Source organism: Corynebacterium sp. HMSC08C04 (assembly GCF_001807495.1).
Classification (GTDB): Bacteria; Actinomycetota; Actinomycetes; order Mycobacteriales; family Mycobacteriaceae; genus Corynebacterium; species Corynebacterium simulans.
Map to the genome: position 1 here is coordinate 19,960 of NZ_KV789194.1, position 25,588 is coordinate 45,547.

Annotated in this window: 19 protein-coding genes; 10 read left to right on the forward strand and 9 right to left on the reverse strand. The window is 61.2% G+C overall.

Translation table 11 applies throughout. The features are described from left to right. Window positions 1–90: 90 nt before the first annotated feature. The gene (locus tag HMPREF3169_RS01190) at window positions 91–2,784 is read right to left on the reverse strand and encodes an ExeM/NucH family extracellular endonuclease (RefSeq protein WP_070455448.1); all 2,694 of its coding nucleotides are present in this window, start codon (window positions 2,782–2,784) and stop codon (window positions 91–93) included. A 388-nt stretch (window positions 2,785–3,172) separates the two neighbouring features. Between HMPREF3169_RS01190 and HMPREF3169_RS01195 the strand changes: the two genes are divergently transcribed. Next, window positions 3,173–6,853: a phosphoribosylformylglycinamidine synthase gene (locus HMPREF3169_RS01195; RefSeq protein ID WP_070455450.1), complete on the forward strand. Its 3,681-nt coding sequence runs from the start codon at window positions 3,173–3,175 to the stop codon at window positions 6,851–6,853. Window positions 6,854–7,077: 224 nt separating this feature from the next. Here the strand turns inward: HMPREF3169_RS01195 and HMPREF3169_RS01200 are convergent, their stop codons facing one another. Beyond that, window positions 7,078–8,115, reverse strand: a complete 1,038-nt coding sequence (locus HMPREF3169_RS01200; protein WP_070432613.1) for an alpha/beta hydrolase — start codon at window positions 8,113–8,115, stop codon at window positions 7,078–7,080. A 325-nt stretch (window positions 8,116–8,440) separates the two neighbouring features. On the opposite strand from HMPREF3169_RS01200, the gene HMPREF3169_RS01205 reads away from it, so the two are divergent. Beyond that, the gene (locus HMPREF3169_RS01205) at window positions 8,441–9,175 is read left to right on the forward strand and encodes a PAQR family membrane homeostasis protein TrhA (RefSeq protein ID WP_062043373.1); all 735 of its coding nucleotides are present in this window, start codon (window positions 8,441–8,443) and stop codon (window positions 9,173–9,175) included. 22 nt (window positions 9,176–9,197) lie between these two features. On the opposite strand, the gene HMPREF3169_RS01210 is transcribed toward HMPREF3169_RS01205, so the two are convergent. Both HMPREF3169_RS01210 and HMPREF3169_RS01215 read right to left on the reverse strand, forming a co-directional pair. After that, a complete protein-coding gene (locus tag HMPREF3169_RS01210; protein ID WP_070455452.1) occupies window positions 9,198–11,291 on the reverse strand; it encodes an acyl-CoA dehydrogenase family protein in 2,094 nt (697 codons plus the stop codon). A 56-nt stretch (window positions 11,292–11,347) separates the two neighbouring features. Continuing rightward, window positions 11,348–12,646, reverse strand: a complete 1,299-nt coding sequence (locus tag HMPREF3169_RS01215; RefSeq protein ID WP_070455454.1) for an acetyl-CoA C-acetyltransferase — start codon at window positions 12,644–12,646, stop codon at window positions 11,348–11,350. Window positions 12,647–12,800: 154 nt separating this feature from the next. On the opposite strand from HMPREF3169_RS01215, the gene HMPREF3169_RS01220 reads away from it, so the two are divergent. Together HMPREF3169_RS01220 and HMPREF3169_RS01225 are read left to right on the forward strand one after the other, a co-directional pair. Then, window positions 12,801–14,129 carry a 3-oxoacyl-ACP reductase gene (locus HMPREF3169_RS01220; protein WP_070455456.1) on the forward strand — a complete coding sequence of 443 codons (1,329 nt, stop codon included), beginning with the start codon at window positions 12,801–12,803 and terminating at the stop codon, window positions 14,127–14,129. Beyond that, window positions 14,130–15,047 carry a MaoC/PaaZ C-terminal domain-containing protein gene (locus HMPREF3169_RS01225; RefSeq protein ID WP_070455458.1) on the forward strand — a complete coding sequence of 306 codons (918 nt, stop codon included), beginning with the start codon at window positions 14,130–14,132 and terminating at the stop codon, window positions 15,045–15,047. Here the strand turns inward: HMPREF3169_RS01225 and HMPREF3169_RS01230 are convergent. Next, window positions 15,044–16,063: an acyl-CoA thioesterase gene (locus HMPREF3169_RS01230; RefSeq protein WP_062037303.1), complete on the reverse strand. Its 1,020-nt coding sequence runs from the start codon at window positions 16,061–16,063 to the stop codon at window positions 15,044–15,046. The two genes, HMPREF3169_RS01225 and HMPREF3169_RS01230, sit on opposite strands and share 4 nt — an antisense overlap. A gap of 34 nt (window positions 16,064–16,097) precedes the next feature. On the opposite strand from HMPREF3169_RS01230, the gene HMPREF3169_RS01235 reads away from it, so the two are divergent. From HMPREF3169_RS01235 to purM, 3 genes are read left to right on the forward strand one after another with little or no spacing between them, the layout of a single operon-like run. Then, window positions 16,098–16,502, forward strand: a complete 405-nt coding sequence (locus HMPREF3169_RS01235; protein WP_061924533.1) for a sterol carrier family protein — start codon at window positions 16,098–16,100, stop codon at window positions 16,500–16,502. 10 nt (window positions 16,503–16,512) lie between these two features. Continuing rightward, window positions 16,513–18,012, forward strand: coding sequence for an amidophosphoribosyltransferase (gene purF / locus HMPREF3169_RS01240; protein ID WP_061924528.1), 1,500 nt, complete (start codon window positions 16,513–16,515; stop codon window positions 18,010–18,012). A 21-nt stretch (window positions 18,013–18,033) separates the two neighbouring features. Then, complete coding sequence (gene purM / locus HMPREF3169_RS01245) at window positions 18,034–19,086, forward strand: phosphoribosylformylglycinamidine cyclo-ligase (protein WP_061924525.1); 1,053 nt, start codon at window positions 18,034–18,036, stop codon at window positions 19,084–19,086. A 482-nt stretch (window positions 19,087–19,568) separates the two neighbouring features. Here the strand turns inward: purM and HMPREF3169_RS01250 are convergent, their stop codons facing one another. Further along, the gene (locus HMPREF3169_RS01250) at window positions 19,569–19,769 is read right to left on the reverse strand and encodes a DUF3073 domain-containing protein (RefSeq protein ID WP_179294342.1); all 201 of its coding nucleotides are present in this window, start codon (window positions 19,767–19,769) and stop codon (window positions 19,569–19,571) included. 178 nt (window positions 19,770–19,947) lie between these two features. Next, window positions 19,948–21,006, reverse strand: coding sequence for a CAF17-like 4Fe-4S cluster assembly/insertion protein YgfZ (locus HMPREF3169_RS01255; RefSeq protein ID WP_070455460.1), 1,059 nt, complete (start codon window positions 21,004–21,006; stop codon window positions 19,948–19,950). Window positions 21,007–21,036: 30 nt separating this feature from the next. On the opposite strand from HMPREF3169_RS01255, the gene HMPREF3169_RS01260 reads away from it, so the two are divergent. Continuing rightward, window positions 21,037–21,915, forward strand: coding sequence for an aminodeoxychorismate lyase (locus HMPREF3169_RS01260; protein WP_070455462.1), 879 nt, complete (start codon window positions 21,037–21,039; stop codon window positions 21,913–21,915). On the opposite strand, the gene HMPREF3169_RS01265 is transcribed toward HMPREF3169_RS01260, so the two are convergent. Continuing rightward, entirely contained in the window at window positions 21,912–22,550 is a 639-nt protein-coding gene (locus HMPREF3169_RS01265) for a heme-binding beta-barrel domain-containing protein (protein WP_070455464.1), read from the reverse strand. The genes HMPREF3169_RS01260 and HMPREF3169_RS01265 overlap by 4 nt on opposite strands. Window positions 22,551–22,615: 65 nt before the next feature. On the opposite strand from HMPREF3169_RS01265, the gene HMPREF3169_RS01270 reads away from it, so the two are divergent. Continuing rightward, window positions 22,616–23,644, forward strand: coding sequence for a diacylglycerol/lipid kinase family protein (locus HMPREF3169_RS01270; RefSeq protein ID WP_246815575.1), 1,029 nt, complete (start codon window positions 22,616–22,618; stop codon window positions 23,642–23,644). A gap of 2 nt (window positions 23,645–23,646) precedes the next feature. On the opposite strand, the gene HMPREF3169_RS01275 is transcribed toward HMPREF3169_RS01270, so the two are convergent. Continuing rightward, the gene (locus tag HMPREF3169_RS01275) at window positions 23,647–24,456 is read right to left on the reverse strand and encodes an LmeA family phospholipid-binding protein (RefSeq protein ID WP_061924512.1); all 810 of its coding nucleotides are present in this window, start codon (window positions 24,454–24,456) and stop codon (window positions 23,647–23,649) included. A gap of 33 nt (window positions 24,457–24,489) precedes the next feature. On the opposite strand from HMPREF3169_RS01275, the gene mshD reads away from it, so the two are divergent. Next, window positions 24,490–25,410: a mycothiol synthase gene (gene mshD / locus HMPREF3169_RS01280; RefSeq protein ID WP_061924509.1), complete on the forward strand. Its 921-nt coding sequence runs from the start codon at window positions 24,490–24,492 to the stop codon at window positions 25,408–25,410. Window positions 25,411–25,588 lie beyond the last annotated feature (178 nt).

The window sequence follows — 25,588 nt, forward strand, 5'->3', positions numbered from 1 at the left end:
CGCGCTAATTCAGGGCACTATTTGGCAAATTGTGCGTAGGGAGAGGAGACGCTCCGGGGAAGACGCCCCGGAGGAAACGCTCCCGGGAGCCTAGAGCTTGAGGAAATCCCGGACCTGCGGTGGCAGGGCGTCGATGAGCTGGGGTGTCAGGAACTTCAGCGAACCGCCGAGCAACATTGCGATGCCGGGGACGGCAACCGCAAGGATCAATGCGATGATGCTGCCGGTGCTCGAACCAGAGCTAGAGCCGTTACTGGAGCTGGAGCCTTTGTTGGTGCCGGGCTTGCTGTCTGGGTCGGTGTCTGGTTCTTCGTCTGGGTTAGCGGCCGCCTTGCCCAGGCTGAATCCGACCTTGACCGGGTCGTGGTCGGAGGCGCGGAACGGGGAATCGTCGTAGAAGTCCACGATGTTGTAATTGCGGCGAGAGTACTCAAAGGCCACCGGCTCGTCGGCATTGATGTTCCACACCTGGGCGTCGGTTACCTTGCCGGATACAACCTCGTTTGCCAGGACGTGGTCGAGGGAACCCAACAGGCCAGAGAACTGGTAGGAGGCATCCGCGTGGTAGTCCTCAGCGGGAACGGTGTAGCCGCTGTCGCGGAAGACATCGATGGCATCGCCGTGGGTATAGGTGTTGAGGTCACCCATCACGAAGGTGGCCTTGTCCTGCCAATCTGGCTGCTTAGCCAGGTGCTCAAGAACGGCTTCGGCCTGTGCCTTGCGCACGTTGGGGTTATTGCCCTGGCCGTCGCCGGTGTCGGCGTCACCCTTAACAACGGAACCCTTGGACTTGAAATGATTGGCCACGGCCACGAAGGTCTCGTCATCCGCGGCGTCGACTGGCGCGAACTCCTGCGCTAGCGGCTCACGGGCCGTTCCAGTGAAGCGGTCGTCGACGAAGATGCGGGATTCACCAACCGGTGTGACGCGATCCTTTTTGTAGATAAACGCGGTGCGAATGACGTCCACGGTGTCCGGCAGCTTCTCCGGGGAGGTCACGTAGGCCCACTTCTCGGAACCAGCGGCCGCGTTGAGCTCGTCTGTCAGGTGCGCCAAGGCTTGGTCGCGCTTGGACTTGTCGCCGGTGACGCCGTAGCCGTCTTCGATTTCAGAAAGGGCGATGACGTCGGCATCAAGACCGTTTACGGCCGCGACAATCTTGCGCTGCTGGTTCTCGAAGGCCTCCGCGGTATAAGCACCGCGGGTCGTGCCGCGCTTGACGGTGACCGGGTTGCCGTTCATGTCATCGTAGGAGCTGCCGCCGTACTCCTCGCCAAGGGAGGTGAAGTAGTTCAATACGTTGAAGGCACCAATGGTGTATTCGCCTTCGACGTCGAGTGCGTGCAGTTCCTTTTCGCGGGAGTCTTCCCAGGTAATCGGCAAATCGCTGCCTGCCGTATTGCCCGTTACCGGTGCGGTGGGCTGGTAGCGCCACTGTTCATGGGAGTAACCCACGATGACCGGGTGCTGGAAAGTTACCTGGTCAGTGGTGCGCAGGGACTTGATGGTCTGTGCGTTGTCCTGCGCGATATATGGCAGCGGGGTGGATTGGTCAGACTCGAGGTAGTTTTTCGTGCGGCCATCGTCCAGCGTGACCAGCTTGGCGGCGTTGGAAGCGGCGAGTTTCTGTAGGTCGGAGTCTGGGTCTGTCGACGGGTCATAAAGGTCCGACGGCTGGCGGAGTGCCTCAGTGCCCGGCGCCAGGCCTACCTCGCCATACTGGTTGAGCGCGTAGTTGTTGGTCACGGTGTGGGTGCCAGGCAGCACCAGCATGTGCTCGTAGGCCTCACGGGCGACGTCGCCTTCCGGCAGGGCCTCCAGTTCGAGCGCGGTGACCTCCGGCAGGGGAGCATCGAGCTTCTCGACGGCATTTGCGGTTAGCTGGGTGGCGTCAAAGAACTCCGAGACCTTGCCAGAAACCTGCACGGAATCCCCGAGCTGCGGATAAGCAGAGGCTTCCTTGTTACCCATGTAAATAAACAGCGCCGGGGAAGCAGCAGGAGCCTCGTTTCCGGTGCCGCCGGTCTGGATAGTGAAGCCGTTGATGCCGCCCTCGGACCACACGCCAGTGACGACGCCCTTGGTCGTGACGTTCTGGTCTTTAACCGGAGACTGAGCGCCGGTTCCCTGGATTTCTTCGATGCTTAGCTCGCGGCCGGGGTCTGCAGGCTGCGTTGGTTCCTCTGGCTCAGCGGGCGTGGTTGGTTCGTTGCCGGAAGGCGTAGGAGTGGGCGTGCTGACATGGAAATCGGCAGCGTTGTCGTCGGTATCGGTGCCCGCCTCATCGCGAGAGACTGACTCTGCATTGGAGGTGCTTGGGGCGGGGGTGCCTTCTGCCAGCTGGGCGGAACCGTAACCGGCGAGGTCAACCTTGTTGCCGGAGGCGTCGTAAAGCTTGACCGATCCCTTCGAACCGGACAGGTTCAGGGAGGATTCCGCGTCTGGGGTAGGCAGTGGCGTGGAGCCGCCGCTGCCCTGGCCAGCTTGAATCAGGTAGTGCTTGCCAGCCGGAATCGCGCCGCCGAGAGCAGCCTTGCCGCCCGAGTTGCCACCGGCGGAAAAGTACTCGACGGACCAACCATCCAGCGAGACCTCGGCTTCGGTGGGGTTGAAGAGCTCGATGAAGTCGTGGGTAAAGGTCGCACCAGAGTTTCCGCCGCCGCCGTAAACCTCAGAAAGAACCACGGCATCACCTGCGGGCGCTGCATGGGCGGGGACGGTGAGAGTGGAGAAAGTGGAGATGAGCGCGGTTAAAGAAAGCGCGCGAAGAGAACGAGAGCGCATGAGAAACCTTGCAATAGGAGATATATGACCATTTGTTTCTAAGGCACCGCGCCGGGCTTGCCAAGCGTTCATCCCCCAGATGTCTTGGGGGTTTACATGCACGCCCAAAAGGTTTGTCTTGCGGTTCACCGGGTGTTTACGCGGGCTTTGCGGGGCAGGGGCGTGCGAACTGCGCACAATTTGCCAAGCAAGCCCGGAAAATCAGCAAATTTGGGCGCACTATTTGGCAAATTGTGCCCACGCGAGGCCTCGGTGCCAGTAATCCTCCAAACCGAACCACCCCCAACCCGCCGCCCTATAGAATTGGTTTTCGTTCCCCGCGGGAAATACTGTGGGCACTAAGTCGACTACCGAGTTAAAACTTGAGCTGAATGAAACTGGAGGCACGATGGTTCAGCGCGTGTATGTGGAAAATCGCGAGGGCGGGCATGCCGCTGCATTGTCGAAGGAGTACGGCGTCAACGTGCGCGTGCTCAATCGCTACGACGTAGAGGGCACCACCGATTCCGAATTTGCTACCGCGGTCAAGTTGGTTCTTTCAGAACCGCAGGTAGACACTATTTTTTCCACGCTGGACGAGGCTGGAGTTGCAGGCGGGGTTCTCGCCGTTGAACCGCTTCCAGGCCAGTTTGATCAGCGCGCCGATTCTGCCGCACAGTGCATTCAGTTCCTCTTTGAAAGGGAGCGCCCCCGCGTGCGCACCGCGGTGGTCTATGCGGTAGATGGTGAGATTCCTGCCGCCATGCGCAAGGATCTGATTAACCCCGTCGAGTCCCGTGAAGCAGCGCTGGAGCTGCCGGAGACTTTGGCATTGCACGTCGATACCCCCGCAGACGTTGAGACCCTTGAGGGTTTCACCGCGCTTTCCGACGCCGCCCTTCCCGAGTTCGTTGCCTCCCACGGCTTGGCCATGGACGCGGACGACGCCACCTTGATTCGTAACTACTTTGCTTCCGAAGACCGCGAACCCACCATCACCGAGCTCAAGGTGATTGATACCTACTGGTCCGACCACTGCCGCCACACCACCTTCGAGACCGTCCTCGATTCCATTACCTTCAATGAGCCGACCGTTGAGGCCGCTTACCAGGACTACCTCGCAGCCCGCGAGTCCATCGGCCGCGCTAAGCCGGTGACTTTGATGGACATGGGCACCATCGCTGGTAAGGTGCTGCGTGCCACGGGCAAGCTCGACGCCATGGACGTCTCCGAGGAGATCAACGCCTGCACCGTTCATGTCACCATCACCGTGGATGGCAAGGAAGAGCCGTGGCTGCTGCTGTTTAAGAACGAGACCCACAACCACCCAACCGAAATCGAGCCTTTTGGCGGCGCTGCTACCTGCATCGGTGGCGCAATCCGTGACCCACTGTCTGGCCGCGGTTATGTCTACGGCGCGATGCGCATCTCCGGCTCCGGTAACCCGCTGGAGACCACCACTCGCGCAGGCAAGCTGCCGCAGAAGACCATTGCCCGCGTGGCAGCTGCCGGCAATTCCTCCTACGGCAACCAGATTGGCTTGGCTACCGGCCTGGTTGATGAGGTCTATCACCCGGGATACGTCGCCAAGCACCTCGAAATGGGTGCGGTAGTGGCGGGCGCACCGGCGGCGAACGTGCGTCGCGAAGTTCCGGCGGCGGGTGACCTCGTGGTGCTCGTCGGCGGTGCAACGGGCCGTGACGGTATCGGTGGCGCTACTGGTTCCTCCAAGTCGCACACCGTGGAGTCGCTGACCACCGCGGGCGCGGAGGTGCAGAAGGGTAACGCGCCGGAGGAGCGCAAGCTCCAGCGCCTGTTCCGCAACCCGGAGTTTTCCAAGCTCATCAAGCGCTGTAATGACTTCGGCGCCGGCGGCGTCGCCGTCGCAGTGGGCGAGCTGGCGGATTCGCTGGAGATCAACCTCGATGCGGTCCCGAAGAAGTACGAGGGCCTGAACGGCACCGAGCTGGCTCTGTCCGAATCCCAGGAGCGCATGGCCACCGTCGTTGAGGCAGGCGACCTCGACAAGCTGATCGCGCTGGCTAACGAGGAGAACCTCAACGCCGTGGTCGTTGCGGAGGTCACTGACTCGGGCCGCATGCGCATGCATTGGCGCGGCAACACCATCGTTGACCTTTCCCGCGAATTCCTAAACACCAACGGCGCCGACAAGCACGTCGACGTCGAGGTTGCCCCCGCCGCTGATTGGCGCGGCGCGGCCCGCGAGTGGGCACGCCAGGAGGACTTCAACGCGTCCTTCCTCGGCATGGCCTCCGACCTCAACGTGGCTTCCAAGCAGGGCCTGTCTGAGCGCTTCGACTCCACCGTCGGTGCCGGCACCGTGCTGATGCCTTTCGGCGGCACCCGCCAGGCCACCCCGATCCAGGCCACGGCACACACCCTGCCGGCGCTGGGAGAGACCACCAACTGCTCCGTGATGTCCTGGGGCTACAACCCATACGTCACTGAGGCCAGCCCGTTCCACGGGGCCTACCTCGCGGTGGTGGAGTCGGTGTCTAAGCTGATTGCTACCGGCGCCTCCTTCGACGAGACCTACTTGTCTTTCCAGGAGTACTTCGAGCGCATGGACTCCGCTGCGGCGTGGGGCAAGCCGGCTGCCGCGCTGCTGGGCACCATCAAGGCCCAGCTTGGACTCGGCGTCGCCGCGATTGGCGGCAAGGACTCCATGTCCGGCACCTTCGAGGAGCTCAGCGTCCCGCCGACGGTCATCTCGGTTGCCGTCAGCCACGACGATGCCACGCACATGGTGCCGAACTACTTCAAGGCAGCGGGCCACAAGGTCACGCTTTTCCAGCCGGAGATCGCTGGCGCAGAGGATACTGCGCTGGCCGGCCTGCCCACCCCAGATTCCCTGGTTGCCAACTTCCGCACCGTGACGGAGCTGCTGCGCTCCGGCAAGGTCATCTCCGCTTACACCCCGGGCTTCGGCGGCCCTGCCGAGTCCGTGCTGAAGATGGGCTTGGGCGAGGGCATCGGCTTCGCCTTTACTGACGACGCCCCGCTCTACGACTATGCCTACGGCGCCTTCGTCCTGGAGTGGGCAGACGGCGAGGAGCCAACCGCGGGCTCGGTTATTGGTGAGACCGCCGAGGGCGGCTTCACCTACCGCGGCACCGAGGTTTCCTTTGCCGACGCTGAGGCCGCCTACCTGGGCACTCTCGTAGAGATCTACCCGAGCTTCGTTGAGCAGACTGGTTCGGTTTCCCTGGCAGACGCCACTTCTTCGGTCTCCGCATCTGAGGCACCGACCATCACTCCGACCCACGGCGGCGCCAAGGCTTCCGCTCTCATCCCGGTCTTCCCGGGTACCAACTGCGAGTACGACTCCGCCCGCGCGCTGCGTCGCGCTGGCATCGAGCCGGAGATCCTCGTGGTGCGCAACCGCACCCCGGAGGACATTGTTGAGTCCGTCGACCGCATGGCCGCGGCTTTGGATCGCTCCCAGATGCTCTTCCTGCCGGGCGGCTTCTCTGGTGGCGACGAGCCGGACGGTTCCGCGAAGTTCATCACGTCCTTCCTGCGTAACCCATCGCTCACCGCGGGTGTGCAGGGGCTTCTCGACGAGCGCGGTGGCCTGGTCCTCGGCATCTGCAATGGCTTCCAGGCGCTGATCAAGCTGGGCTTGGTGCCGTTCGGCAAGATTTCTGAGCCGGGCACTGAGACCCCGACGCTGACCTTCAACACGATTGGTCGCCACCAGTCGCGTATTTCGCGTGTGCGCGTGGTCAATAACGCATCGCCGTGGCTGTCCAAGATTAACGAGGGCGACGTCTTCACCGTCCCGATTTCTCACGGCGAGGGCCGCATCACTGCTGGTGAGTCCGAGTGGGAGCGTCTAAAGGCAGCTGCCGTCACCCAGTATGTCGACGTTGCTGGTAACCCGCTGATGGATATCTCCGTTAACCCGAACGGCGGCCTCTTCGCCCTTGAGGGCATCATGTCCGAGGATGGCCGCGTCCTAGGCAAGATGGGCCACTCTGAACGCATCTCGGCATCTACCTACAAGAACGTGCCGGGCGAGTACGATATGAAGCTCTTCGAGTCTGCGGCAGAGTACTTCCGCAAGTAGTTCCGAGCCCGGCTGGTTGGGTCCCCCTGGTTGGGTCCCATTCCTTGGCTCCCTTTGCTAGCAAAGGGAGCCTTTTTACCCCAAAACACAAAACTCCACTCGCAATAGGACCCAACCAATGGGACCCAAAGACGGGGACCCAAAGACGGGGACCCAACCGGGGTGGAAGCCTCAGAGCGAATGGAGTTCGTGATGCCCAGGAGAAATCGCGTGAGCGCCGCGACTTAAGCGCCGATTGCGCGCGCGATGGTCTGCGCCCAGCTGACCTTCATCTCGTGTGTAAAGAGCCCGAAGGAGTGCGAACCCTGCTCGCTGTAGTAGCGGTTAACGTTCACGCCGGCGCGGCGCGCGTTGTGCGTGAAGGTCTCGGTGCACTGGTTGGCAACCACCTCAACTGCACGCGGGCCAACGCTGGTCACCGGGTTGATGTTGTTGCCATCAATCGGACCCGGGTTGCCGGATGCAGAAGCCACGAAGACATCTACACCGCGCAGGCGACCCGGATTGAAGTTCGGGTCATGGTCCGCCCACTGCGGCGAGCCCGGCAGACCCCACGCGTTGAAAGAGGAGCCGCCTCCGTAAGCCATCATTGCCGTCGAGGTCAGAACGCCCGTCGGATCAGAGCGCACTGGGCAGCCAGAGTAGGAAGCGGCCGCCTTGAAACGCTGTGGCGCATGCGCCGCGATATCGAGCGCCGCCGCACCGGTGGAGGAGAGGCCGCCGATGGCATCGCGGCCGGTGCCGTGGAATTCGGCGTCGATAAGCGGCGGAAGCTCCTGGGTCATGTAGGTGTTCCACTTGTTTACGCCCAGGATTGGGTCGGCCTGGTTCCAGTCCGTGTACAGCGAGTATGGGCCGCCAAGCGGCATGACTACGTTGACGTTTTTATCCGCGAACCATGGTCCGACGTCGGTATGCGTCATCCAGTTCATGCCCTCCTGGCCGCCCTGGATGCCAGGCAGGAGATAGAAGCTCGGGCGCGGTTGGTCGCCGCCCGGCAGCAGCACGTTGTTGGTGATGATTTCGCGGTTGGCAGGAGACCACACGTCGACGACCCAGTGGTTGCCGTTGATGTGGCGTTTGCCCACGATCTTGGCCTGGTCACCCAGCCAAGGCTGCGGGTTGGTCACGCGCGAGGAGACCTTCTCCAGGTGGCTCGACTGCGCCATGGCGGGGGTGGTGGTTGAGCCGATCGTCAGCGCGAGGACGCCGGCGGCAGCGACGGACTTGAGCAGGGTTCCAATGGAGCGTGTGGAAGTCATAGTGGGAGCAAGTGTACAAGGATTTTTCAGCTTGTATAAGTATTTCCCAGGAAAAGTTGAAAAAAGATTCAACTACTGAGACTAAAGTGGCACGCGCTATTCGATGCCGAGCGCTGGCCCGAGCGTCGTCTCCCAGGCCGTGTACAGCTGCGCTCCGAAGAAGATTTCGTAGTCGGTCGAATCCGGTCAGGCCTCGCCGATTTCGGAGGTGGTGCAAAATTTAATAAGCATAACAAAATAGTGGGCATTTCCTTGAAAGCGTCGGACGGGCGCCGTATAGTTACGGCGACGTAAGTTTTCTCCGAAGTGAGGCGGCTACCCATTGATGGCTAACAAGGAAAACACTGCGCTATTAGAAGGGGTGGAGCAGGCGCCACCTGAGGGGCTCGTCGAGCGGCGCTATTTCATCGCTGACCGTGGCCCACGCCCCCTCACTCGCGGCTGGGGCCACTTTTTTGCCGCGATTTGCTCGGTGATCGCATCTACTGTGCTGATTACCTATTCCTGGATGACGCTGCCCTGGTGGCACGCGCTAGCCGTTACCGTCTACGGCGTCGGCGTAGTGGGCTTGTTTGGCGTGTCCGCCCTTTATCACCGTTGGCCATGGCCGAGCTTGCGGGCAGTGCGTTGGTGGCGTCGGGCGGATCACGCAACCATCGCTGTCTTTATTGCGGCGACGTATACGCCGCTGTGTGCCATCGTCTTAGACGTGAAGCAGGCATCGCTCATGCTGGCTATTGCTTGGGCTGGGGCAATCTTGGGTGTCATCCTGAATCTGTTGTGGATAGACCATCCACGCTGGCTCGATGTGGTGGTCTATCTGGCATTGGGATGGTTGGTGGTCCCACTCATTCCCACCCTGTGGGGTGCCGCTGGCGCCGTAGTTGTGTGGCTGCTTTTTGCCGGCGGAGTGATCTATTCGCTAGGCGCTTTGGCCTATGGCTTCAAATGGCCGGGCCGCAACGCCCGGTGGTATGGCTACCACGAGCACTTCCACAGCGCGACTATCGCGGCTGCGGTTGTGCACATGGTGGCCATTTGGATGGTCGTGGCGGCCTAGGCGTTCAAATGGGGACAGGCGCCTAATCGCGCGGCGGGTCCACGCCGGCTTCGGTGAGCATTGGGATGTTGGATACCTCGGAAGGCAGGCCGAATGCGTCAACCAGAACCACGGACCACGGTGCCAAAGAATCCACCAGATCATTGATTGCAGCGCGGGCGGCCTTCATACGGCCGGCCGGAAGCAAGTTGTGCTCCTGATACCAGCCCGCGTGCTCGACCAGCGTGGACAGCACGAACAGGTGACGTAGCTGCTCGAAGACCTGGCGTGCGAGGGACCCTACCTCCAGGCGGTCTTCCGCCTCAATCATCGCTTGGACCAGCAGCGTATCTACACGGGCCCAGCCTGCCGCGATGAGGTGATCCTGGCATTGGTCCACGATGGCGGCTGCCTGCACCTTGTCGGCCTTGCGGGCCGGCTGGATACGACGAACGAGAGAAAGCAGGACGGACTGGGCACGGTCGTCGATGAGCTTGGCTTGGTAGACGGCGTCGAAAAGCGATGCCTCGTTCGGATTGACCAGGTCCACCAGCCCCTGCAGACGCGTGGTGAAACCAGTGCGGCGGCGCACGACTTCAGTGGCGGTCGTCGCGGCATAGCGCACGGTATCCCATGGAGACATGTCATTCATCGCGCGGCCGTAGGCGGTGAGCAGGTTCTTGCCCACCATCTGAATCAGCACGGTGTTATCGCCTTCAAAGGTGGCGAAGACATCGGAGTCGGCGCGGTAGGTGGTCAGGCGGTTTTCTGACATATAGCCCGCGCCGCCGCAGGCTTCACGGCATTCCTGAATCGTGCGGATGGCGTGCTGGGTCTGTGCGGCTTTAATCGCGCCGGCCAAAGACTCCATCTCGCGGGAGGCATACTTTTGCTCCTCGGTGGGAGTGGTCACGGACCACGAGCCTGCCTCCTGGCTGTCATTCATCTCCTGGTAGCGCTCCAGAATTTGGTTGTGCAGCAGGTGCAGCGCATAAGAGCGCGCCAGCGGGATGAGCAGGCGGCGGCGGTGCTGGCGGTGATCGATAAGGTGCTTTTCGGCGCCGGTTGCGCCTTCGAATTGGCGGCGTCGGTTGGCGTAGCGCACCGCGATGTCCAGCGAGGCCTCCGTGGCGGCGCCCGCGGCACCAGCCACGCCCATGCGCCCGCGGATCAGCGTGCCGAGCATGGTGAAGAAGCGGGCGTTGGGGTTTTCAATCGGCGAAGAATACCTGCCGTTTTCATCGACGTCTGCGAAGCGGTTGAGCAGGTTTACACGCGGTACGCGCACGTTGTCGAAGCGGAGCGTGCCATTATCGACGCCCACGAGTCCACCCTTGTGGCCGTGATCGCCCAAGGTGATGCCCGGCAGCGCGTTGCCTTGCTCGTCACGAATCGGAACGATGATGGCGTGCACGCCGTGGGTGCGGCCATCGCTTTCCGGGGTCATAAGCTGCGTGAACACGACGGCGGCACGGCCGTCCTGGGCGGCGTTGCCGATGTAGTTCTTCACCGCGGTATCGCTCGGGGTATTGATGATGAATTCATCGGTTTCCGGGTCGTAGTTCGCCGTGGTCTCAAGGGATTGCACATCAGAGCCGTGGCCGCGTTCGGTCATGGCGAAACAACCAGGTAGCTCCAGGGATGCGGCCTTTTGAACCCACTCGATGTGGCGCTCGGTGCCGAGCTGGTCGAGGGCGCCGCCCCACAGTCCCCACTGCACGCCGGACTTGATGGCGAGTGAGCCGTCGACCCAAGCCAGGCCTTCGAGTGTGAAAGTGGAAAGAATCGGTTTGCCGGGCCCGCCATTGTCGCGGCGCAGACCTTTTTGGAAACCGCCGAAGTCGCGCACCTTAGCGAGATTGTTGAAGGTATGTGCGCGCTGCTCGGCGACGGAGAGATCCGGATGCGGGAAGAGCTCCGGATCATTGATGAACTCGCGTAGCTCCTGACGGAAAGCGGCGTGTGGGCCATCGAGTAGGTTGCCCAGCTCGGTAGCTACGGATGGCTTCGGTGTCTTGGGCAGGCGGCGCGGGCTGCGCGGCTCTGCTTGGGCGGTGGTGGAACGAAGATTTGCTCGGTTTGCCTCGGTGGAGGAAGCAGCGCTGGAATCCTTGCTTTGAGTCTTGAGGAGTGCCATGGTTTTTCCTTCTTTGGGCGGCTGCTTTTGGCAGCCGGGGATTTTTGGGGTGCGGGTTAGCGTTCGATGATGGCGGCCACGCCTTGGCCGCCGGCGGCGCAGATGGAGATAAGAGCGCGGCCGCCGCCTGCTTCCTGCAGGACCTTCCCGGCGGTGGCGAGGATGCGCGCCCCGGTGGCCGCGAAGGGGTGGCCGGCAGCCAGCGAAGAACCCTTGACGTTGAGCTTGCTGCGGTCGATGGGGCCGAGCGCGCCGGGCAGGCCGAGGCGCTCGCGGCAATAGGTCTCGTCCTCCCACGCATTCAAGGTGGCAAGGACTTGCGAGGCGAAGGCTTCGTGGATTTCGTAGAAGTCGAAATCTTGCAGGGTGAGGTTGTTGCGCTCGAGGAGGCGTGGCACCGCATAGGTCGGCGCCATGAGAAGGCCGTCTCCGCCGTGCAGGAAGTCCACTGCGGCGGTCTCGGAATCAACTAGGTAGGCGAGCGGCTCGAGGTTATGGCTTGCGGCCCAGGATTCGCTGCCCAGGAGGGTGACTGCCGCGCCGTCGGTAAGCGGCGTCGAATTGCCGGCGGTCATTGTGGCCTGGGTACCGTGCTGCTCGGCATCGCGCTTTCCAAAAACCGGCTTTAGCTGGCCGAGCTTTTCTGGCGTGGAGTCAGGACGGAGGTTGGTATCGCGGTTAACACCCATGAAGCCGGTGCTGAGGTCGTTAAAGAAACCTTCCTCCCAGGCCTGATGAAGCTTCTGGTGAGAAGCGAGCGCGAGCTCGTCCTGGGCGGCGCGGCTTACGCCCATTTTGCGGGCCGTGATAGCCGCGTGGTCGCCCATGGAAAGCCCCGTGCGCGGCTCGCCGTTTTGGGGCTGCTCGGGCGCGAGCTGGGCGGGGCGAATTGAGCCGATGAGCTTTGCACGTTGGGAAAGAGTCTTTGCGCGGCTGAGTCCGATGAGGGTGCGCCGCAGGGAATCGTTTACGGCAAGCGGGGCGTCTGAGGTGGTATCCGTGCCGCCGGCGATGCCGGATTCGATGCGGCCGCGGGCAATGGCGTCACCAACATGGATGGCGGCGGCCAAAGAGGTGCAGCAGGCCTGCTGCATGTCGAGCGCCGGGGTAGTAGAAGTAAGCGCCGAGCCAAGGACTACCTCGCGGGTGAGGTTGAAGTCTCGCGAGTGCTTGAGTACCGCGCCTGCTGTTACGAGCCCTACCCGTTCCTCGTGCAGGCCGAAGCGCGCGACGAGTCCGTCGAGGGCGCTGGTGAGCATGTCTTGATTGGAGGCGTGCGCGTATTCCTTGTTGGAACGGGCAAACGGAATGCGGTTGCCGCCCAAGATTGCGACGCGGGGCGAACTGCTGGTCATTGCGACTCCTTGCTGGGAAACCAGAGGTGGAAAAGTTTTCACTGGAATGTCCTAAATCACATTCCGAATGATAGTGTTAGTTGTATCACTCAATTAACTAACCTTGCAACCTCTTACAAAAAGGCTTGCAACCTTGTTAAAGGAAGGATTTCGAATGCCCAAACTCAATTTCGCCGAGAAACTAATCAACTCTCCAGTGGCCGCGAAGGCGGGCGTGCCGCAGGGCTATCCGCTGCGCCGCTTCACCCCCGGGGAGTCGGCTTTAGGCGCCCCAGTGGTCATTGATTCTGCAGGAGCGGGCCGCATCGCCCACTTCCTTTCCACTGCGCTCGCAGTGGACTATCAGCTGCTTTCGGTGGAGGCGGAAACTGGGCGGGGTGCGCTGGTATTCGACGCCACCGGAATCGAGGAGCCAGAGCAGCTGCGAGAGCTCTACGATTTCTTCCATCCGCAGCTGCGCAACCTCGCACCGAATGCACGCTTGCTGGTCATCGGCACCACCCCGGAGAAAACTGCGACCATCGATGCCCGCATTGCCGCCCGCGCCCTCGAGGGCTTCACGCGTTCGCTGGCTAAGGAGATGCGCAAAGGCGGTACCGTGAACCTCATTTGGGTCGAACCCGGCGCCACGGCGGAAATCGAATCCACGGTGCGCTTCTTCCTCTCCGGTAAGTCAGCGTTCGTAGGCGGCCAGGTGGTGCGCGTGAAGGCCGCTACCGCCGAGGCGGACGCAGACTGGCAGGCGCCTTCTCAAGACCGTCTCGCCGTGGTCACCGGCGCAGCCCGGGGCATCGGCGCCACTATCGCGGAGGTGCTGGCTCGCGATGGCGCGCAAGTCATCTGTATCGACGTCCCCGTCGCGAGTGAGCACCTCAGCAAAACGGCAAACAAGGTCAAGGGCACCGCGCTACCGCTGGACGTTACTGACCCGGGTGCTGCCGCGATCATCGCAAAGCATGCGCAGCGCCACTATGGCCGCCCCATCGACGTCATCGTCCACAATGCCGGCATTACCCGTGACAAGCTGCTGGCAAATATGAACGAGGGGCAGTGGGACGCCGTCCTCGCCGTTAACCTCATAGCTCCAGTGCGTATCACCGAGGCGCTGCTGGATAGCGGAGATCTTGCAGCCGGGGCAGCGGTGGTGGGCGTGTCTTCCATGGCGGGAATCTCCGGCAACCGTGGCCAGACCAATTACGCCACCACCAAGGCCGGCATCATTGGGCTGGTTGATGCCCTCACCCCGGTACTGGCAGACAACGGTTCGACCATCAACGCGGTGGCGCCGGGATTTATCGAAACTGCCATGACCGCAGCCATGCCCACCGGCCCACGTGAGATTGGCCGCCGCATCAATTCCCTGCAGCAGGGCGGCTTGCCAGTTGACGTCGCCGAGACCGTCGCCTACTTCGCCGCCCCGGCCTCCGCGGCGGTCACGGGTAACACCGTGCGCGTGTGCGGCCAGAACATGATGGGAGCGTAAATGCTAGACCGCAATGTGCAGAACCTGAAAGAGATTCCGCAGCTTTCCAAGCTTTACCGCAAGCAGGTGATAAAGGCGCTGCCCGGTGTTGCGGGAAAACGCGTTATCGATGACCCACCAATTGCCTACCGGGTAGAAGGTGTACACATTGATCCGGAGCATCTTGCTGCTTATTGCCAAGCAGTGGGTTTCCGCCTGGGCAACGAGGTTCCGGTTACCTACCCTTATGCGCTGGCCTTCCCGCTAGCGGTCAAAGTCATGGACTCGCCGGGTTTTCCTTTCCCCGCCATGGGCATTGTTCATCTTTCAAACAAGATTGAACAATTCCGCCCTTTGCACGTGGAAGATGCTTTTACCATCGACGTCCACGCGGAGAACCTGCGCAGCCACCGCAAGGGGCTGGTGCTCGACATGATTACCTCCATCTATGTAGAAGGCATCTTGGTCTGGCAGCAAACCTCCGCATTCCTGGGGCCAAAAGCGCACTTTTCTTCCTCCACCCCGGCAGATGTGCAGGTAAGGCCAGAGGCCGCCCGCTTCCTGCCGCAGCCGGAAAAGCCCGCGCTGGGGGTAACGGCTATTGCGACGCTGCGTTTTAGCCCGGAAGCCGTAAAGACCTACGCGGCCGCTTCCGGGGATAAGAACCCCATTCACACCTCCCGGCTGGGCGCGAAGGCCTTTGGTTTTCCGAACACGATTGCCCATGGCATGTTCACCCACGCCAAGATGCTCACTGCGTTTGAGGGGCGCCTGCCCGATGCAGTGCGCGTGCAAGCAGACTTCTACAAGCCGGTCATATTGCCGGCCACCACGGCGCTTTTTAAACAAAAAGAAGGCTCCGGTTGGAACGCGCAGCTGCGCCAAGCCAAAAACGTTGAAAAGCTCCACGTTGCCGTCAACGTGGAGCCAGCGCACTAATCCAAGTGCTGGTGCTGCGGAGCCACAACCAGTGGCTTCGGGGAGTACTTTCCGCGCAGCTCGCGCAGGATGCCGGCGTGCTCCCACAGCGCCTTGTCCTCTGCCGTCTTCGGCGTGAACTGACGGGCTGCCATCGGCTGCCAGTCGGCGTCCATCGCCATATAAGAAACCGTGGCGTGGATGGCAGTCTCCAGATTCTGGCGTCCACCGCGCGGGTTGCCAGAGCGGACGTGGATGGACATCTGCATGGAGCGCGCATCGGTGCGCATCATACGGGCATCCACCTCGATGAGGTCACCGATGGCAATCGGCTGGTAAAAGCGAATACCGCCGGCATAAACGGCCACGGTGTGCTCGCCCGACCACTCCATGGTGCAGGCCGCGCCCGCCTCATCGATCCACTCCATGGCGGTGCCGCCGTGGACCTTGCCGCCCCAATTGACGTCGGTCGGCTTTGCTAGGAAGCGGTTGATCATGCGCGGGGCGTCGGAAGGCCCGTCATAAGTCTGCTTTTCCATCTCATCCTCGATGGCTCGGCGCAGCTCGATGCGGGACTCGGCCGCCTCCCAGACACGACGTTGGTCGTCGGAAGTCGGCTCAAACGGTGGCACAGGGGTGGATTTACCCGTTTCCGGATCCTTCGCCACGAAAATAACCAAGCAATCGCAAGCGCGCGTGAAGATGCCATCGCGTGGGTCTGCGGAAAGGACTTCGTTGACGATGTGCATCGAAGAACGGCCTGTCATGGCGATTCGCGAGCGCACCTCCACCAAGTGCCCGGAAGGAATCGGGCGAGTGAAATGGATGTGGCCCACATAGGCGGTAACGCAGTAGGCACCGGACCACTGGACCGCGCACGCATACGCTGCCTTGTCGATCCACTCCAAGACGCGGCCGCCGCCAATGCCCTGCGCACCAGCGATGGTCATATCCGTGGGCGCCGCCATGAATCGGAGGGTGATCGATGGCGACTTCGCGGTTTCAGTATTCTCTTGTTCCGGAAGGGTTAGTGACATGCATAGAAAGTTATCAGGGAGGCCGAATTAGCGCATGAAAAATAAGGTAGACCCAGCGGCCACGCGCGCTGCCGTGGTGGCGGTCCAAGACTGGATAAAACGCCCCGATGAGGTGGAAAAACCAGGTAGGGCATTGCTTGCCGATGCCGTCCGTCGCACCGCCCGCACCCTCGAAGTCGACGCGCCGGGCCATTCCGTGGAGCTGCGGGTGCCCCCATTCGTGGCAGTTCAATGCATCGAAGGTCCTCGCCATACGAGGGGTACCCCACCCAATGTGGTGGAGATGGACCCATTGACGTGGTTGCAGCTGGCCACGGGCCTGCTCCGCTGGGAAGAAGCCGTTTCCGCCGCTCGCCTCGAAGCTTCCGGCTCCCGCTCCGGCGAAATCGCAGGATGGCTGCCAGTCATTCCGTTAGTTTCTACTGCCCACAACGACTAGGATTAGCGCCGTGGTAGCTGAAAGAACTCCCCATATCACCAATCTCGATGATCACAACGAGACCGAACCCCGCGAGGAATGCGGCGTCTTTGGCGTCTGGGCTCCGGGGGAAGAGGTTTCGAAGCTGACCTACTTTGGTCTCTTCGCCTTGCAGCACCGCGGCCAGGAGGCCGCCGGTATCGCAGTCGGTGACGATGACAGCCTTGTCGTATTCAAGGATATGGGCCTGGTGTCCAATATCTTCGATGAATCCATCCTGGCCTCTCTTCAAGGCAACGTCGCCGTAGGGCATACCCGGTACTCCACCGCAGGCGGCAAGGAATGGGCCAACGTACAGCCCATGTTTGCCACCACCTCCAATGGCATCGACATTGCCTTGGGCCATAATGGCAACCTTGTTAACTACTTGGAGCTGCGCGAGGAAGCAGTAGAGCGCGGGCTGGTTGCACCGCAGCAAGAGTCGGTTTCCGATTCCATGTGCTTGTCCATGCTGCTTGCCGACGGCGTGAGTGATAGCGTCAGCATCTTCGAATCCGCTCGTGCGCTGCTCCCGCGTGTGAAGGGCGCATTCTGCTTGACCTTTACCGATGGGCACACGCTCTACGCTGCGCGTGACCCACACGGCGTGCGCCCGCTGGTGCTGGGCCGTTTGCCAAAGGGCTGGGTAGTAGCTTCGGAGACGTGTGCGCTCGACATCGTCGGCGCGCAGTTCATCCGCGAGATTGAACCGGGCGAGCTCATCTCCATCGACGAGGCGGGCATCCGCTCGGAGAAGTTCGCGGAGCCAACTCACCACGGTTGCGTCTTCGAGTACGTCTACCTGGCACGTCCTGACACCGACATCAAGGGCCGTTCGGTGAATGCGACGCGTGTGGAAATCGGGCGTCGCCTAGCGCGGCAATACCCGGCCCCAGATGCGGACCTAGTCATTCCAGTGCCTGAGTCCGGTAACCCGGCGGCCGTGGGCTATGCCCGCGAGTCCGGAATCACCTTCGCGCACGGCCTGGTGAAGAATGCGTACGTTGGCCGCACCTTCATTCAGCCCACCCAGACGCTGCGCCAGCTGGGCATTCGCCTGAAGCTGAACCCGCTGCGCGAGGTCATTGAGGGCAAGTCCCTGGTGGTCGTGGATGACTCTATCGTGCGTGGCAACACCCAGCGCGCGCTGATTCGCATGCTGCGCGAGGCGGGCGCGGCGGAGGTGCACGTGCGCATCGCTTCGCCGCCAGTGAAGTGGCCATGCTTCTATGGCATTGACTTCGCCTCCCCGGGCGAGCTCATTGCGAATGCGAATCCGTCGGATGACCCAGAGGTAGTCTGCAAGACTATCTGTGACGCCATCGGTGCGGACTCCCTCGGCTTCGTCTCCATCGATGAGATGGTCGCCGCGACCCAGCAGCCTCACCATGAGCTGTGCACCGCCTGCTTTGACGGTGTCTACCCACTCGGCCTCCCGGCCGGCAACCCGAACGCTGAGGCCGTGCGCTCCCTGCTCGGCGAAGAATCCTAAAACACAAGGCAAGGAACAAAAATGAGCGAGAATACTTACGCGGCAGCTGGCGTCAGCATCGAAGAAGGCGACCGCGCCGTCACCCTGTTTGCGCCGCACGCAAAGCGTGCAACCCGACCGGAGGTCATGGGCGGCCTGGGCGGCTTCGCGGGCCTGTTCAAGCTGGGCGAATACAAAGAGCCGGTCCTGGCTGCAGGCTCCGATGGCGTTGGCACCAAGCTGGCTGTTGCGCAGGCGATGGACGTCCACGACACCATCGGTATCGACCTGGTTGCAATGTGCGTCGATGACCTCGTGGTGTGCGGCGCGGAGCCGCTATTCCTGCAGGACTACATTGCCGTGGGCAAGGTCGTACCGGAGAAGGTCGCAGAGATTGTGAAGGGTATCGCTGAGGGCTGCGTGCAGGCAGGCGCTGCGCTGCTCGGCGGCGAGACCGCTGAGCACCCAGGAGTAATGGACCCAGAAGAATACGACGTCTCCGCAACCGCCGTGGGAGTAGTCGAGGCAGATTCCATCCTGGGCCCGGACAAGGTCCGCGACGGCGATGTCCTCATCGCGATGGCCTCTTCCGGCCTGCACTCCAACGGCTACTCCCTGGCTCGCTACGTCCTGCTGGAGCAGGCAGGTCTGCCGCTCGATGGCCACATCGAGGAGCTTGGCCGCACCCTCGGCGAGGAGCTGCTGGAGCCGACTCGCATCTACGCCAAGGACTGCCTGGCTCTGACCGCTGAGTGCAACGTTTCCACCTTCTGCCACGTCACCGGCGGTGGCCTGGCCGGCAACCTGGAGCGCGTCATTCCGGAGGGCCTGACCGCTGAAGTTAACCGTTCCACCTGGACCCCGGGCCAGATCTTCAAGACCATCGCTTCTGTGGGCAAGGTTTCCCTGGAAGAGATGGAGAAAACCTTCAACATGGGCGTTGGCATGATTGCCGTCGTCGCTCCGGAGGATCGCGAGCGCGCCCTGGCTATGATGGCTGCCCGCCACGTTGATGCGTGGGAGCTCGGCACCATCCGCGCCGCCGGCGAGGGCGAAGAGCGCGTCATCATGAACGGCGAGCACCCGAACTACTAAGCCCGCCCAACCACTTCTGCTTTCGGCCTTCCGTTCTCTGCCACATCGCGGTGGAGGAGGGGAGGTCGTTTGTGGTTTTCCTCTTCCGGCGCCGGTTTTCCTGCGCTTCCGCTCGGCTCTTCGGCGTTTTCGCGCGGATGGTAAAACCGCACCATTTAGGGCCGTCTGTCCAGCGGACGCCAAATGCAGTTGAAGCCTAGTGTGGTTTTCAAATGGTGAGGTTGCACTGTAACCACTGTGGCTGTAGTGGGCTCCTGGGGCGGGTGACGCCTCACCTCACCATTTGTTCCTCACCATTTGGAAATGCCGGCCGAGGGAAGGCCGAGGGAAGGGTAGGGGCAGCCTAGGCAGACCAGGGAAGCGGCCGTGAAGAGCAGGGTGCCGCGGGAAAGAGCCGGGCAGCGGCCAAAAGCAAAAGGCCGCAACCACGCGAAGCGGCCGCGGCCTACAGCTGGAGTCCCAGCGGCGAAAAGGAAAGCGCCTTAGCGCTGGTCCTCCTCGTCGTCTTCGTCCCACTCGTCGACGTAGTCGGCGTAAGGATCCTCGTCCTCGTAATCGTGGGAGTTGTTCGGGTTTTGGGAGGCAAGCTCCCGCTGGAGCGAATCCAGATCCATTTCAGGCGAATTGTACTTCAGCTGGCGTGCAACTTTGGTCTGCTTTGCCTTTGCGCGTCCGCGTCCCATGTGCATGACCCCCTTGAGGTGAGTAGGGCGTTCCAGGGATTCTTGGACGCCCCATCGGCTTAAATCTAAAAGTGTATCTTCCTGTTAGACACAATAGCCTGTGTGACGAAAAAATTCCGCACCACCCCCCTACATATGCCAAAACGAGTGGGATAACTCGCGCAGAGGGCTAAATGAGTTATCGGCCACGCAACTTTTCTACCGCAGCTCGTCCCGCCTTCGGGCCCTCATCGACGGGGATTGAGTCATTTTCCACGGATGCAGCGACATCCCCAATGACTAGTTGCTGGCCGCCCAAAGCCGAGCGCTTGACCAGCGCGAGTGCGATGGGGCCAAAGTCGCAGTCATCGACCACTGTTCCGAGACGTCCCACGCGGCGCCCGCCGAGGGTAACGTCCGCACCAATCTCCGGACGGGTAGGTGCCGAGCCATCAAGATAAAGCATCACCAAAAGCCGCGGCGAGCGGCCGAGATTCTCCACCCGGGCGACGGTCTCCTGGCCGCGGTAGCAGCCCTTATTCAGATGCACGAATGCCGGCGCATCCCCGCGTGAAATCCAGTGCGGGACCTCATGGGCAATCGCCTTCGCATCTAGGTCTGCGGCAAGCTCTGGCTCCAACGCCTTTACACGCTCGGCGGTGTAGGCCATCAGTCCCACCAAGGTTCCGCCAGCCGATTCCAGTTCCGCCACGGCTGCCTCTAGGTCTTCACGCGGGACGAGATAGTCCGTGCGCTGTGGGCCGCGCCAGGTGACGTCGCGCGATACTACCGCGCTCGCTGGCGCCGGCAGGGCAGAACCCAGCACGGTGATAACCGCCAAGGGCGCTTCTTCCACCGTCACCTGGGACCAGAAGATCATCTTGGTCAAAAAATCCAGCAGCGAAGAAAACTGGGCTTCTGGAATATCCAGGTAGAAGGCCTCACCAACTCGGGTGAGATCCATGTGGTGGAGCACGTGGCCCTGTATGTCTAGGTCGAGGGCGCCGGCGCTGAAGCCAGAGGGGGCGTCGTCAAGCTTTTGCGATAACAAGTTGTTGAGGAAGGTCGCAGCCTCTGGGCCCTCGACCTTGATGACGCGGCGCTGGGAGCGGTCCACGATCCCGGAGCCGGTTTCGATGATCCTTTGCTCCTTGAGCGGGTTACCGTAGTGCCAGGCGACGCCCGCGGCGTCGATTGCAGTGGTGTCTTGGAACTCAGCGGCGCCTGTGCGCGCTAAAAGTGGCGAAGAATAACTCACGAGATCCGATGGTAGGGCATAATAAAAATTATGGAGTTCACGCCTCGAAAAGAGCCGGTCATCTACGTTGTAGAGCCCTATGGTGGTTCTGTGCGCAAGCAACTTCCGTCGCTGCCACTTATCTATTGGGATGACGCCGCTGTCACTCGCGGTGACGGCATCTTTGAGTCGCTGCTGGTGCGTGATGGCAAGGTGGCCAACCTTGCCCGGCATAGCGCGCGCTTTGTGAACTCAGCGCGGGCCCTCGAGCTGCCGGAACCGCAGATTGAAAAGTGGAAGGAAGCCACCGAACTCGCCATCGCGGATTACTTCGGCGGTGATGAGACAGGCGAGGCCAAGTGCACGTGGACATATACCCGCGGGCGTGCCTCGACGGGCCACCCGAGCGCTTGGGTCGTGGTGCAGACAATCGATAAAAAGCTACTTGAGCAGCGCGAGAAGGGCGTCAAAGTAATGACTACCCCGCGCCTGTGGCACGTGGCCGAGGAACTGCCCGCCAAGACGCTGAACTACGCTGCCACCATGGCTACCTTGCGCCTGGCAAAGGGGAAGGGATTTGATGATGTCATCTTCGTCGACCCAGACAGCGGCATCGTCTTGGAAGGCGCCACCTCCTCCGTCGTGGCAGTGCGTGGAAACAAGCTGCGCACCCCGGCAGCGAAGGGGATTCTCTCCGGCACCACGCAGGCTGCGCTCTTCGAATACGCGCAGCAGCAGGGCTATCGCTGCAAGGCTAAGGAAATCACGCCGGAGTATCTTGAGCGCTGCGATTCGGTGTGGTTGGTCTCTTCAGTACGCACCGCCGTGCGCGTTACAAGCCTCAATGACGCAAAGCTAAAGGCCCCGGATAACGCTGCGGAAATCCGAGGCCTGCTTGATGCCGCGCTTGCGCGGTATGGCTTAAACTAGCCTGCTACGCGCTCAAGCTCAGCGGACATGTACGGGCGCATCTCGCCGTCGACCATGCGCTCGTCGACCCAACCCAGGTTGTTGTTCGGCATCAAGCCGTACATGCGCTTGCCTGGGCCGAAGTTCTTCGGTCCGGTTTCGGTAACCATGGTGGACGCGGACTCGAGCTGCCATGCACGCTCGTTGAAAGGCTCGCCGTAGAAGATCTCCACGATTCCGTTAGAGGAGGTGTAGGTCATCTCGATCTCGTCCTTCAAGGAGATTCGCCAGTAACCGGATTCGCGGATATCGGCACCCTGCGGCTTGCCCTCGGTGTCGATGCGCCAGGTGCGGGAGCTATAAGTTAGGTAATTCTCGCCGTCGTGGCTGACAATAAGTTGCTGACCAAAGGTGTACTGCTCGCCGGAAGCATCGTGGGCCTGGCCTTCGCCCTGCCAGACGCCTACGAGGGGAAGAAGGGCTAGCAGGCCGTCGTGAAGCGACGGGCCCTGACGCAGGTTAGCGGTTTCCTGCGGCAGAGGGTTGTTGCCGACTTCCATGGCCGGGATGTTGCGGTTCGCTGCGTCCTTCCATGCTTCGGCGGCATGGTTGACAGCGTCGTTGCCATTTAGCTTTTCGTTGCTATTTTCGCTCATGACGCACCAGCCTAGTCGTCTTAAAGGGATATAAACCACTAGGCTGGTTCGCTGTGCGAGTATTAATGATTTCAAATCCGAACTCGACTTCGCAGAGCGATGCATTATTCAGGCAGGTCATCCCGCTGCTGCGCGATGTCGAAGGCGCCCACCTGCGCATGCAATTTACCCATTATGCGGGGCATGCAGAAGAGATCGTGCGCGGTCTTCGGCGTGCGGATTATGACGCCATTGTCGTCTTTGGCGGCGACGGCACGGTCAATGAAGTTGTCAACGGATTGCTCGGTCCGGCAGATAATGACCAGCGCCCGGCTCCGGAGGAGCTGCCGGTGCTCGGCGTTATTCCGACTGGTTCCGCCAACGTTTTCGTCCGCGCTTTAGGCATTCCGAATACCCCTGTGGAGGCCGCCCACGTACTGGCACGCCTGCTGGAGCGCGATACTCGGCGCACCATTCGCCTTGGCACCTGGAACGAGCGCTGGTTCGCGGTCAACGCCGGCTTCGGCCTCGATGCGGATGTCTTGGCACGCGTGGATCGTGCCCGTGAGATGGGGTTTGCGGCCACCCCGTTGCGCTATCTGACGGTCTCCGCACAGGCTTATCTGCGTGCGCGCGTCATTCCACCGGAGATTTCCGTCCATGCGGTCAATCGTGATGGCAAAGAATTTACTGCGCACAAGGTGCCTTTGATGTTTACCTCCAATACCAACCCGTGGACCTTCTTGGGCCCGCTGCCGGTGGTTACTAACCCGCGCAATTCTTTTGACAAGGGTCTGGGGCTCTTCGGCGTTTCTGACTTGGGCGGCATTCACGGTTTGGTGGGCATGCTGCACCTGATGGGCGTTGATCGCAAGCACGTGTTGAGCAAGATTACCCAGGCCCGCGCATTGCAGTTCGACGATGCACAGGTGGTCGACCTGGAAACGCCGACCCCGAAGCGCTTCCAGGCCGATGGTGAGTCCGAAGGCAAGTTCACCAAGGTGCATCTGGAGTCGGTGGCAGATGCCATCGAGGTCTTTGCGCCTTCGCAGCCGCGCCCACCGCATGAGCGCAGCGTGCGCGAGATTCTTCGCGATCTGGTGCGGATTAAGTAGCGCTAGCTGGCCTGACCAACGCGCTGGGCGGTGTCCACGGCGCGCTTTTCCGCGTCCTTCACCGCCTTTTCCTCCGAACCCTCGATTTCGAGAGGGGACAGTTGGGTGGACTTCAACTTGATGTTGCGGCGCTGCACCTCAAAGGTGATGGAGCCACCATGCAGTTTCACGGACGTCGCCTGTGCAGGCAGCGGTAGGTCGCGGGTGTCGAATTGCATCGAGAAGGCCTTTTTCAGGCGCGGATCCTCGGTGTCGTAGACATTCATGTGGAATTGCTCGCCAACCAGGCGCAGCGCGACCTTTGCCGTTGACTTCTTTTTATCTCCTGGCAGCGTACCCGTCAGCTCTGCCTCGGCTGCGGTGCCGCCGATAGGGGAGATGTTGTCGGGGTTTGCAATCGAAAGATCAGTAATGCCCATCAGCCTGCCCAGCGCCACGCCATCCAGGCTGATGCTGCGGGTATAGGTCGAGACGGGGGCGCCTTCGAATTTCCCGCTAAAGACTTGTTGCGGGGTAATGGTGATATCGCGCATGGTGGTCGAAGCATTGACCATGCCTAGCTTTGGCACCTCGACGTCGAGAGATTGCACCTCGAGATAAGGAATCTCTTTGGTCAGTGTGGCGAGCGTATAAGGGAAGCCGCCAATGTAGACGTCGGGAGTATTTTCGAGGCGCGAGACAGCCTTCGATTCTTGGGCCACGGTGTGCTCTGCGTGCATGGCCACGGCAGAATCCGAAAGCCAGGCGAGGGTGCCCACGATGGCGACGATGCCGAGGCGGACAACGTTGCGGTTGATTTGCAGAACAGTCACTCTTCTATTCTTACCGCACGTACGCTGGTGGGTATGAATATCGAAACCTATCAACTTCCAGAGTGCCCAGAACTCGCAGGCAAGCTCAAGAAAATCGCTGATTTAGCACGGGGCGTCGACGGTATTGCGCCCCTGTCGGAGCAATTCATCTTGGGCCTGGATGACGCGCGCTTGGAACACACGCACTTGGTGCTCAGCGACGCCGCGGAGCCGGTAGGCCTTGCAGCTGTCGCCGGAGACGACGCCGAGATGTTTATCCACCCCGAATATCGCGGCCGTGGCTGGGGCAACGAGCTGCTGAATGCCGTGCGGGCGATAAAGCCTGCGGCAAATGTCTGGGCCCACGGCAATCTGCCGGCAGCCCAGGCTGTGGCGCAGAAGAACCACATGGAAAAGGTGCGTCAGCTTCTGGTCATGGAGGTTGCCGGTAAGGATTTGGCAAAGCACTCCACGCTTGGCGACGCCCCGTATACTCCCGCCAACTTCACCGATTCGGTAGAGCGGTGGGGCACGGACTTGGTCGAGCAGGAATGGGTGCGTGCCAACAACGAAGCCTTTTCCTGGCACCCGGAGCAAGGCGGATGGGATATAGAGCGTTTGCACCGCGGGATGGAAGCGGAATGGTTCGATCCGGCAGATGTCCTTTTCTATTGGGACACCAAGAAAGGCGATGATGGGGCAGCCCCCGTGCTGGCCGGATTCCACTGGACCAAATGGCACAAGGAGGAAATTGATGAGTTTGGTGAGGTTTATGTGATCGGCATTTCGGAGGCCTATCGCGGTCAAGGTTTGGGAAAGCCTTTGCTGCGTTATGGTCTGAATCGAATGGTGGAAAAGGGTGCTGACCGGGTAATTCTCTACGTAGAAGCGGATAATAAACCGGCTGTAAAGCTCTATGAGCGCCTCGGGTTTAGCGTTATTGAAGACCATTCTGTCTATTCGGGGCGTGATTAGTCTCACCAACTTTGGTGACATGTTCATTTGTTGTTTACCTGAAATCACCTCTGCGGTTAACCCACCCCGAATAGCTTTAGTTTTCGTGAGTTAACCGCGGTGTTGGTAGTTCTCTTTCAACTCTTTCGCTTTTACCAATGCGATGTGCGGTTTGCTCGATAACAATCTCTGTTCTGCT

Bases quoted from the DNA above. Each gene is read 5' to 3' on its own strand.
- HMPREF3169_RS01190 (WP_070455448.1), bottom strand. From the start codon at position 2,784: ATGCGCTCTCGTTCTCTTCGCGCGCTTTCTTTAACCGCGCTCATCTCC.
- HMPREF3169_RS01195 (WP_070455450.1), top strand. From the start codon at position 3,173: ATGGTTCAGCGCGTGTATGTGGAAAATCGCGAGGGCGGGCATGCCGCT.
- HMPREF3169_RS01200 (WP_070432613.1), bottom strand. From the start codon at position 8,115: ATGACTTCCACACGCTCCATTGGAACCCTGCTCAAGTCCGTCGCTGCC.
- HMPREF3169_RS01205 (WP_062043373.1), top strand. From the start codon at position 8,441: ATGGCTAACAAGGAAAACACTGCGCTATTAGAAGGGGTGGAGCAGGCG.
- HMPREF3169_RS01210 (WP_070455452.1), bottom strand. From the start codon at position 11,291: ATGGCACTCCTCAAGACTCAAAGCAAGGATTCCAGCGCTGCTTCCTCC.
- HMPREF3169_RS01215 (WP_070455454.1), bottom strand. From the start codon at position 12,646: ATGACCAGCAGTTCGCCCCGCGTCGCAATCTTGGGCGGCAACCGCATT.
- HMPREF3169_RS01220 (WP_070455456.1), top strand. From the start codon at position 12,801: ATGCCCAAACTCAATTTCGCCGAGAAACTAATCAACTCTCCAGTGGCC.
- HMPREF3169_RS01225 (WP_070455458.1), top strand. From the start codon at position 14,130: ATGCTAGACCGCAATGTGCAGAACCTGAAAGAGATTCCGCAGCTTTCC.
- HMPREF3169_RS01230 (WP_062037303.1), bottom strand. From the start codon at position 16,063: ATGTCACTAACCCTTCCGGAACAAGAGAATACTGAAACCGCGAAGTCG.
- HMPREF3169_RS01235 (WP_061924533.1), top strand. From the start codon at position 16,098: ATGAAAAATAAGGTAGACCCAGCGGCCACGCGCGCTGCCGTGGTGGCG.
- purM (WP_061924525.1), top strand. From the start codon at position 18,034: ATGAGCGAGAATACTTACGCGGCAGCTGGCGTCAGCATCGAAGAAGGC.
- HMPREF3169_RS01250 (WP_179294342.1), bottom strand. From the start codon at position 19,769: ATGGGACGCGGACGCGCAAAGGCAAAGCAGACCAAAGTTGCACGCCAG.
- HMPREF3169_RS01260 (WP_070455462.1), top strand. From the start codon at position 21,037: ATGGAGTTCACGCCTCGAAAAGAGCCGGTCATCTACGTTGTAGAGCCC.
- HMPREF3169_RS01265 (WP_070455464.1), bottom strand. From the start codon at position 22,550: ATGAGCGAAAATAGCAACGAAAAGCTAAATGGCAACGACGCTGTCAAC.
- HMPREF3169_RS01270 (WP_246815575.1), top strand. From the start codon at position 22,616: ATGATTTCAAATCCGAACTCGACTTCGCAGAGCGATGCATTATTCAGG.
- mshD (WP_061924509.1), top strand. From the start codon at position 24,490: ATGAATATCGAAACCTATCAACTTCCAGAGTGCCCAGAACTCGCAGGC.